Below are 8,875 nucleotides of genomic sequence, written 5' to 3'. Positions count from 1 at the left end.
CTATATAATTGCAATACTTAAATTTGATTTAGCTTCAAGTATAATAATCTTGATAAATTGTGCTTGCTGGATAATGATATTCTATTGCAGTACATTATTTATTTATCCTAAGTTTTTGACATCAAAAAAATACACTATAGTCATTATTCTATGTTTTTTAACTGTTTTTATATTTTCCATTATTAATGCCTATTCAATCAAATTCTTTTTTCCTGATTATCCAGGAGCAGAGATTAATGCAGAACGATTAACTCGTAATTTTTGGAGTGCTCAGATTTATACTTTCTATGCGTTAGGCTATTACTTTGCAGAGAAATCAATCAATCAACAAATTGAAATTGCCGCTCGCGATAGAGAAATAAGTGAACAAAAGATTGCTCTTGCAGAAAAGGAAGCGAAAATTGCTAAACAAGAATTGGAAATAGCTATCTTAGCGAAAGAAAAAGCCTTGGCGGAAATGGCATTTTTAAGAGCCCAAATAAATCCGCACTTTATGTACAATACCCTTAATATGATTTTTGAAAGGGTAAGAAAAGCATCTCGTGAAGCAGGAGATATTGTATTGGCATTTGCTGAAATGTTAAGATATGCTACTAGTACGAAGTCACAAGAAGATGAGGTGAGTTTGAGCGGAGAGTTAGACTTTGTGAAGCAGTATATAGAATTACACATGCAACGTTTTCATTATAAGGTATATATTGACTTTGAAGAAGACGGCGATTTTACTTATCACAGAATTGTACCGATGGTGCTGATTACCATCGTTGAAAATGGCATTAAACATGGGATTTTTGATGACCCAGAAATAGCCTTCCGTATTAGAGCGACGCTGATTGATGATGAATTTGTGTTTATTGCCTCTAACAAGAAAAACCCTTATCCAAATGCCATTGCCGATGCAGGAAAAACAGGTATAGGGATTAAAAATATTAAAAAACGACTTTTAACGACGTATCCAGCTGAAGCCCATAGTTTAGAAATAATAGATGGCGAAGAAGACTATACGGTTATATTTACAGTAAATTTTAACCTTCTGAAGAAATGATTAATTGTATTGTGGTAGATGATGAACAATCTGCATTAGATCTTTTGGTGGATTATATCAATGATACACCCTTCCTTAATTTAGTGGCTGCTACAACCAACCCTATGGAAGCAGTAGGGATTTTGCAGTCTAGAGAGGTGGATTTAGTGTTTGCAGATATTCAGATGCCAAGAATGAATGGACTAAATTTGGTGAGCTTATTTGAAAACAAAGTGAAATTTGTGATGACAACGGGGTATCAAGAATATGCCTTGAAAAGTTTTGAGTATGGCGTATTAGATTACTTAGTAAAACCTTTTTCATATCAACGTTTTTTGAAGGCAGTTAATAAAATGCCTTTCAATATGACCCTTGTTGAAGACCCGACTAAAACAATAGAAACAGTACCAGAACCACCCACCAAAAGAGAGGAATTTATTTTTGTGAAGGTGGATGTAAAAGGAAAATTTCATAAAGTTCTTTATAAAGATGTGGTATATATGGAAGCTCAGAAAAGCTATGCGTCAATCTATACCAAGGAAGAGCGCATAACAACTAACCTTACGCTTTCGGATTTAGAAAAACGCTTACCACAAGACCGTTTCATGAGGATTCACCGTTCTTATATTATCTCTACTGAGAAAATAACAGGGATAGAAGGGGATGAAGTAATCTTGGATAAAGTAGTGAGGATTCCTGTGGGAGATACTTATGCTGAAGAATTTACTAAAGCCATTGAAGGGAGTATTTACTATAAAGAGAAAGACAGTGCCACCCTAGTATATAGAAAAATCGGGGGAGACAAAAGCTAAAATTTATCCATTCGATAAAGAAAAACAGCCTTGATACTGATGAAGTATCAAGGCTGTTTTTTTGGGTGATATTTCCATCAACGTTCATATTTAGATAAATGAAAACTTAACATCTAATTAAAAATAAAACATTTAAAAGAGCCAATTTGTACAATTTTAAGAACTTTTAGAGGGTTTCTTGTTTTAATGATTTTTAATTTATATTTGTTTTAACGAAAATAATAGCACAGTCAACGTATATTAATTACTTTCAATCAATGTCAATTTTAGTACTTATAATTTCTTGTACAATCGCAGCATATTTACTGGGGTCTATTCCAACTGCTATTTGGTATGGTGAAGCTTATTTTGGGTTTGATATTCGTAAACATGGCAGTGGTAATGCAGGGGCTACTAATACGTTTAGGGTTTTAGGTAAAAGAGCAGGAACGATTGTATTATTAATTGATGCTATTAAGGGCTGGATAGCTACTTCACTAGCATTAATGATGTACTATGGTCACCTTATTGAGTGGAGTGAATGTCAAAATTTGAAATTACTTTTTGGGTTTGCGGCGGTTTTGGGTCATATTTTCCCTGTATTTTCTAATTTCAAAGGAGGAAAAGGAGTAGCTACCTTGTTAGGAATGGTGATGTCGGTACATCCAGAAGCTGCCTTGGTTTGTATGGTGATTTTCTTTTTGGTTTTTATCTCATTTCACTATGTATCATTAGGAGCCATTATTGCCTCTTTGTCTTTCCCAATATTACTTTTATTAAAGACTTTTGGTAAAGAAAACGACCTAGTAATTATTTTTGGTTTCATTTTATTCCTACTTATCCTAATTACTCACCGTAAAAACGTAGTGAGGTTATTCAAAGGACAAGAAAGCAGAATTTACCTTCGTCGAAAGAAAGAATCCGTTTAAATCGGTAGAACATATTATATTTGTACCTTCTGACATTTTTGTGTCGGAAGGTATTTTTTTTGGCTCATTGTTTCAAAATTAAAATAATGAATCATTCATTACACAATCACGACAACATGAAAAACTATATTGAAGCTAATAAAGAGCGTTTCTTATCTGAATTACTCGACTTGCTAAGAATTCCATCAATAAGTGCTGATAGCAAATATAAAGATGATGTTAGAAAAGCCGCTGAATTTATTGCTGATAAAATTAAAACGGCTGGGGCTGATTTTGCAGAAATAAGTGAAACAGCAGGGCATCCGATTGTTTTTGGACAAAAAATAATAGATGAATCACTGCCTACTATTTTGGTATATGGGCATTATGATGTACAACCAGCAGACCCCTTAAATCTGTGGGATTCTCCTCCATTTGAGCCTGTAGTAAAAGATGAAAAAATCTATGCTCGCGGAGCTTGTGATGACAAAGGACAAGTATATATGCACATCAAGGCTTTTGAAACAATGGTTGCTACTGACGCTTTGCCATGCAACGTAAAGTTTATGATTGAGGGCGAGGAAGAAGTAGGTTCTGATAACCTCGGAACTTTTGTAAAAGCCAATAAAGAAAGATTAAAAGCAGACGTTATTTTGATTTCTGATACGGCTATTATTGCCAATGATATTCCTTCCATTGATGTTGGATTGAGAGGGTTGAGTTATCTAGAAGTTGAAGTAACGGGTTCAAATAGAGATTTACACTCAGGTGTTTATGGAGGTGCGGTGGCTAATCCTATCAACGTGCTGAGCAAAATGATTGCTTCATTACATGATGAAAATAATCATATCACTATTCCTACTTTTTATGATGATGTGGTAGAATTAACACCTGCTGAACGTGAAGCTATGGCACAAACGCCATTCAACTTAGCCGAATATAAGAAAGATTTGGGCATTGATGATGTAAGAGGAGAAACAGGCTATTCTACGTTAGAAAGAGCATCCATTCGTCCAACGTTAGATGTGAATGGTATTTGGGGAGGTTATATTGGAGAAGGTGCCAAGACGGTATTGCCTTCAAAAGCTTCAGCAAAGATTTCTATGAGATTAGTGCCTAATCAGCAATCAGATAAAATAACAGCACTGTTTACCAAACACTTTGAGTCTATCGCTCCAGCAGGAGTTAAGGTAAGCGTTCGTCCGCATCATGGTGGCGAACCTTATGTTACCCCGACAAACTCTAAGGAATATAAAGCAGCCGAAAAAGCAATGGAAGAGAGCTTTGGCAAGAAACCAGTGCCTACTCGCGGTGGAGGAAGTATCCCAATTGTTGCTTTATTTGAGAAAGAATTAGGCTTGAAAACTGTATTGATGGGCTTTGGGTTAGATTCAGATGCGATTCACTCTCCTAACGAGCATTATGGCTTATTTAACTATTATAAAGGCATAGAAACAATACCTTTATTCTTTAAATACTATACAGAATCATAAGTAATAGTATAAAATATTGCGATTTTCTTCTGAATTTTAAATTAATCACAAAATAGTCAATACAATACAGTGCTTAATTAAAATGCTAAATTGTTATATTTGCAAAAAGATAGAAGTGAGCAAAAGCAAAGAAATATCTTAAGAACATAGATTAAAGAGAGGTATTAGTGTTGATTTTACCTTTTCTGAAAGAATTATAATCATCATGACCGAAATTAATTTAGAAGCCCTTACCACAGAAGAAACCTCACGGTATGATAACCTTGATGAGATGTCTGTGCGTGAGATTTTAGAAGGCATCAATAATGAAGATAAAACAGTGCCTTATGCTGTAGAGAAGGCAATCCCGCAAATAGAAAAACTTGTTTCGGCAATTGTTCCTAGAATGAAAAAAGGAGGCAGGCTTTTCTATATCGGAGCAGGCACAAGTGGTCGTTTAGGAATCGTAGATGCCTCTGAATGTCCGCCTACTTTTGGCGTACCTTTTGATTTAGTCATTGGTTTGATTGCTGGGGGCGATGGTGCCATTCGTAAGGCCGTAGAAAATGCCGAAGATGATATAGAACAAGCTTGGAAAGATTTAGAAGCTTATGATATTCATGAGTTAGATACCGTAATCGGTATTGCGGCATCTGGAAGAACGCCTTATGTAATTGGTGGTTTGAACAAAGCCCGTGAAAACGGCTTATTGACAGGCTCGATTTCATGTAATGAAGACAGCGAAATATCAAAAGCAGCTGAATTTAAGATTGAAGCAATACCAGGCCCAGAGTTCGTAACAGGAAGTACGCGTATGAAATCTGGAACGGCTCAGAAGCTTATTTTGAATATGATTTCCACCTCTGTGATGATTCAATTGGGAAGAGTAAGAGGAAACAGAATGGTTGATATGCAATTAAGCAATAATAAATTGGTAGTTAGGGCTGAAAATATGGTGATGGAAGAGCTAGGCATTAGCCGTGAAGAAGCCGAGAGCTTACTACAACAACATGGGAGTGTAAGAGCCTCTGTAGACGCCTACAGAGCAAATCATTAACATATCATTAACATCAAGTACAAAAACAAGCAAGTATGTTTGTCGTTATAAGTTATATTACTTAAAAGGCGAACTAGTCTTATGTCTCATTATTTTATACAACAATAAGATTTAATCAATACATCAGTAACCCTTTCTTTTCTTTATTATGAAAAAAACGATATTAAGTGCGATGTTGCTTTCAGCCCTAGCAATTAATGCAAAAGCACAGGATTTTCCTGAAGATATTAAGCCACTTGTAACAAAGTATGCTTGTACAGCATGCCATAAAGTAGATGCTAGATTAGTTGGTCCTGCCTATACAGATGTTGCAAAAAAGAAATATACGAATGAAAAAATCGTAGAATTAATCGGTGCTCCTAAGCCATCAAACTGGCCAGGTTATCCACCAATGGCTGCTTTGAAAGTACCTAAAGAAGATGCTTTGAAAATAGCAGGTTGGATTAATTCACTAGCTGCGAAGTCTAAAGGAAAAAGCAAAAAAAGCTAATACTTTTCAAGATTAAAAAAATACCTTGACGGCGTTAACGAACTGTCAAGGTATTTTTTTTGTTGGCACAATATTAGTATTTTTAATTCGAGCCACAATTTTTTATCAATATGAACAAATACCAAGTAACCGTATATTTTAGTGTTGACCAAGAGTTCATGAGTTTAGTGCCTGAACATCGTAGTGTTATCAACGACTTAATTCTGAAAGGAGTAATTGATTCTTATGCTATTTCAGCAGAAGCTGGCAAAGGATGGATTATTGTCAATGCTAAAAGCAAGGAAAGTGTTCATAAATACCTAGAACGTTCGCCACTATATAGCTATTTTGAATTAGAGATAGACCAATTGATGGTGTATGATTCACAATCGTATCGTTTTCCCAAAATGGTTATGAATTAAGAACGGAATATATAACAGCGTAATAACTAAAAAAGGCTTGGGTGTTATCAAACATCCAAGCCTTTTTTAGTTATTACATCGTATTGTTAAGCTTCTTCTGCTTTTGTTTCTTCTGTTTCAACAGCTTCCTCAGTAGCTTCTTCTACTTCAAATGCTTCTGGTAAATTCTGTGAAATGATGTTATACCAGTTAATCATTTTTTTCACATCTGACCCATGAACACGTTCACGGTCGAAATTAGGAACTACCGTACCTAAGAAATCAAAAAGATCAGCCTCCGTAGCATTTTTTGTGTTCAATTCAATCTTTTCACCATGTGTTTCTCTGATTTTTAAGAAAATATTTGCTAGAGGCATTGCTGCATCTTGGTGATCTTCAATATATACTGAAATATCTTTTAATACAGATACGCGTGCATTGGCTCCCACAACCGAACGAGCTTTTTTGCCATCTAAACTTTCAACAATAACTCCTGTACGTGTTGGTTTTAAAATTCTGTATAACCCACTTTGGCCAGAAATATTGGCTATTTCTTTTAATAATTCCATGTTTTATTTTAATGATTTGTTTTTGCAAAATTACTCAATTAGTTCTTAGCAAAATAGTACTAAGGCTGAAAACCTAACGAGGTAGATATTTTTCAAGCTTTGAACTCTTGGTTTAGGTCACTAATTGTATGAAGGATTTCTTCTCTACCAGAGCCATTAACGGAAGAGCTTACAAAAAATTGTGGCATTTCTTCCCATGTTTCCAGTAACTTTTCTTGATACAAAGCAACATTTCTGTCAGCAGCCGTTTTAGATAATTTATCAGCCTTCGTGAAAACTAAACAGAAGGGAATGCCCTCTTCGCCCAAACGATTGATAAATTCCATATCAATTTTCTGTGGCTCGTGACGAATGTCTACTAATACAAAAGTGTATAATAAATTTTCACGGTTTGAAAGATAATCATGAATCATCGACTCAAACTTTTCACGTTCTGTTTTACTGATTTTGGCATAACCATAGCCCGGTAAATCTACTAAATACCATTTTTGGTCAATCAAAAAATGGTTTATCAACTGTGTTTTCCCTGGCGTTTGTGAAGTTTTAGCCAAGCCCTTTTTTTGAACAATCGTATTGATTAACGATGATTTACCCACATTCGAACGACCAATAAACGCATATTCTGGTTTATCAGGTTTGGGGCATTTTTCGTATTCTGTATTACTCTGTAAAAATATTGCTTCTGTGATTTTCATAAAACTAATGTTAAAATAGTACGCCTACTTGTTAAAGGCAATACTTCTTTTTTAAACTTTTACAAATTTACGGAAGATTTAGCACTTCTCTTGCTTCTAAGCTTTTTAACGACAATTATCTCACAAACTAATCATAATCTAAGGGAAAGCACAACGATTTATTTCAGTATCAAAAATCCACTCTAATGAAACAATCGTATCTTTGTGAGAATTACAGCGATTAAGACGATTCGCTTTTATCAATACCACAAACGATTCATGCAATCGTGTAGTTTATATGGAAATTTTACAAAATGATTTATTGTTAAGAGCCGCCCGTGGCGAGCAAGTAGAACGTGTACCCGTTTGGATGATGCGTCAGGCAGGAAGAATTTTAGCTGAATACCGTGCTGTTCGTGAGAAAGCAGGGAGTTTTATTCAGTTGGCTACAACGCCCGAACTAGCTGCCGAAGTAACCATCCAACCTGTTGATATTTTAGGCGTAGATGCAGCCATTATTTTCTCAGATATTTTGGTCATTCCCGAAGCTATGGGCTTGCCGTATATGATGGAAGAAAAAGTAGGGCCAATCTTTCCAGAGGTAATTAAAACAATGGCAGATGTGGATAAGCTTCGTATTGCAGACCCAGAGGTAGAACTGAAATATGTATTAGATGCCATCAGAATTGTAAAGAAAGAACTGAATGGTCGTGTACCACTAATAGGTTTTGCTGGTGCTCCTTTTACTTTGCTTTGCTACATGATAGAAGGACGAGGCTCAAAGACGTTCTCGAAGGCTAAGAAATACTTGTATTCAGAACCTGAACTTTCGCATGCTCTTCTACAGAAAATCACCGATAGTACTATTGCTTATTTAAAAGCACAAATAGCTGCGGGAGCCAACCTTGTGCAGATTTTTGACTCTTGGGCAGGTATTCTCTCACCTGAACAATACCGTATTTATTCATTGCCATATATTGCTCAGATTTGCGATGCCATTACGGAAGTACCCGTGACGGTATTTGCTAAAGGTGCTTTCTTCGCTCGTGAAGAAATGGGTAAATTAAATTGCGAAACAATAGGTTTAGACTGGAACATGGACATTGCCGAATCTAGAAGATTAATTGGCGATAGTAAAACGCTACAAGGAAACCTTGACCCATGTGTATTGTATGGCTCATTCGCTGAAATAAAGGCACATACTCGCTCGATGATTCAGCAATTTGGCGGACAAAAATACATTGCCAATTTAGGGCATGGCGTATACCCAGATACTGACCCAGAAAAAGTAAAATGCTTTATTGATACGGTAAAAGAATATAGTTTGTAGTATTATCAATACATAATAAACTTGATTTAGCCCTAATTTTCTACTGAAATAATGTGTTTTAAAAGGTTTGTATTTATTATTGTACTGTCCTTACTTTTCTTTCCTCGTATGTTTGTTTGATAAAAATCATGTTGCAATAGATTAAATTCCGAAATTAGCTTTTGTGTGGTGAGAGGATAT

10 protein-coding genes are annotated in these 8,875 nt (G+C 35.5%); 8 read left to right on the top strand and 2 right to left on the bottom strand.

Annotated features, from left to right (window positions below; genetic code table 11):
- From AC07XN_RS21780 to AC07XN_RS21750, 7 genes are all read left to right on the top strand, one after another.
- A partial coding sequence (locus tag AC07XN_RS21780; RefSeq protein ID WP_494744581.1) for a sensor histidine kinase occupies positions 1-1,045 on the top strand: 1,045 nt, incomplete at its 5' end.
- Complete coding sequence (locus AC07XN_RS21775; RefSeq protein ID WP_309921842.1) at positions 1,042-1,836, top strand: LytR/AlgR family response regulator transcription factor; 795 nt, start codon at positions 1,042-1,044, stop codon at positions 1,834-1,836. The genes AC07XN_RS21780 and AC07XN_RS21775, both read left to right, overlap by 4 nt.
- A gap of 257 nt (positions 1,837-2,093) precedes the next feature.
- Positions 2,094-2,744 (top strand): glycerol-3-phosphate 1-O-acyltransferase PlsY, encoded by a 651-nt coding sequence (gene plsY / locus AC07XN_RS21770; RefSeq protein WP_309921845.1) that lies wholly within the window; start codon positions 2,094-2,096, stop codon positions 2,742-2,744.
- Between the two features lie 86 nt (positions 2,745-2,830).
- Positions 2,831-4,216, top strand: coding sequence for a dipeptidase (locus tag AC07XN_RS21765; protein ID WP_494744580.1), 1,386 nt, complete (start codon positions 2,831-2,833; stop codon positions 4,214-4,216).
- 205 nt (positions 4,217-4,421) lie between these two features.
- Entirely contained in the window at positions 4,422-5,252 is an 831-nt protein-coding gene (gene murQ / locus AC07XN_RS21760) for an N-acetylmuramic acid 6-phosphate etherase (RefSeq protein WP_323252869.1), read from the top strand.
- Positions 5,253-5,400: 148 nt separating this feature from the next.
- Positions 5,401-5,742 carry a c-type cytochrome gene (locus AC07XN_RS21755; protein ID WP_309921853.1) on the top strand — a complete coding sequence of 114 codons (342 nt, stop codon included), beginning with the start codon at positions 5,401-5,403 and terminating at the stop codon, positions 5,740-5,742.
- Positions 5,743-5,852: 110 nt separating this feature from the next.
- The gene (locus AC07XN_RS21750) at positions 5,853-6,143 is read left to right on the top strand and encodes a hypothetical protein (protein ID WP_494744579.1); all 291 of its coding nucleotides are present in this window, start codon (positions 5,853-5,855) and stop codon (positions 6,141-6,143) included.
- Positions 6,144-6,229: 86 nt separating this feature from the next.
- On the opposite strand, the gene AC07XN_RS21745 is transcribed toward AC07XN_RS21750, so the two are convergent.
- Both AC07XN_RS21745 and yihA read right to left on the bottom strand, forming a co-directional pair.
- Positions 6,230-6,691, bottom strand: coding sequence for a DUF5606 family protein (locus tag AC07XN_RS21745; RefSeq protein WP_309921860.1), 462 nt, complete (start codon positions 6,689-6,691; stop codon positions 6,230-6,232).
- A 92-nt stretch (positions 6,692-6,783) separates the two neighbouring features.
- The gene (yihA, locus tag AC07XN_RS21740) at positions 6,784-7,386 is read right to left on the bottom strand and encodes a ribosome biogenesis GTP-binding protein YihA/YsxC (protein WP_309921864.1); all 603 of its coding nucleotides are present in this window, start codon (positions 7,384-7,386) and stop codon (positions 6,784-6,786) included.
- 277 nt (positions 7,387-7,663) lie between these two features.
- Between yihA and hemE the strand changes: the two genes are divergently transcribed.
- Complete coding sequence (gene hemE / locus AC07XN_RS21735; RefSeq protein WP_494744578.1) at positions 7,664-8,695, top strand: uroporphyrinogen decarboxylase; 1,032 nt, start codon at positions 7,664-7,666, stop codon at positions 8,693-8,695.
- Positions 8,696-8,875 lie beyond the last annotated feature (180 nt).

This window comes from Arcicella sp. GW458-12-2-14-TSB2 (assembly GCF_059423785.1).
The sequence above is the reverse complement of the archived record's forward strand: the minus strand, read 5'-3'. Positions and strand labels throughout refer to the sequence as shown.

Bases quoted from the DNA above. Each gene is read 5' to 3' on its own strand.
- AC07XN_RS21775 (WP_309921842.1), top strand. From the start codon at position 1,042: ATGATTAATTGTATTGTGGTAGATGATGAACAATCTGCATTAGATCTT.
- plsY (WP_309921845.1), top strand. From the start codon at position 2,094: ATGTCAATTTTAGTACTTATAATTTCTTGTACAATCGCAGCATATTTA.
- AC07XN_RS21765 (WP_494744580.1), top strand. From the start codon at position 2,831: ATGAATCATTCATTACACAATCACGACAACATGAAAAACTATATTGAA.
- murQ (WP_323252869.1), top strand. From the start codon at position 4,422: ATGACCGAAATTAATTTAGAAGCCCTTACCACAGAAGAAACCTCACGG.
- AC07XN_RS21755 (WP_309921853.1), top strand. From the start codon at position 5,401: ATGAAAAAAACGATATTAAGTGCGATGTTGCTTTCAGCCCTAGCAATT.
- AC07XN_RS21750 (WP_494744579.1), top strand. From the start codon at position 5,853: ATGAACAAATACCAAGTAACCGTATATTTTAGTGTTGACCAAGAGTTC.
- AC07XN_RS21745 (WP_309921860.1), bottom strand. From the start codon at position 6,691: ATGGAATTATTAAAAGAAATAGCCAATATTTCTGGCCAAAGTGGGTTA.
- yihA (WP_309921864.1), bottom strand. From the start codon at position 7,386: ATGAAAATCACAGAAGCAATATTTTTACAGAGTAATACAGAATACGAA.
- hemE (WP_494744578.1), top strand. From the start codon at position 7,664: ATGGAAATTTTACAAAATGATTTATTGTTAAGAGCCGCCCGTGGCGAG.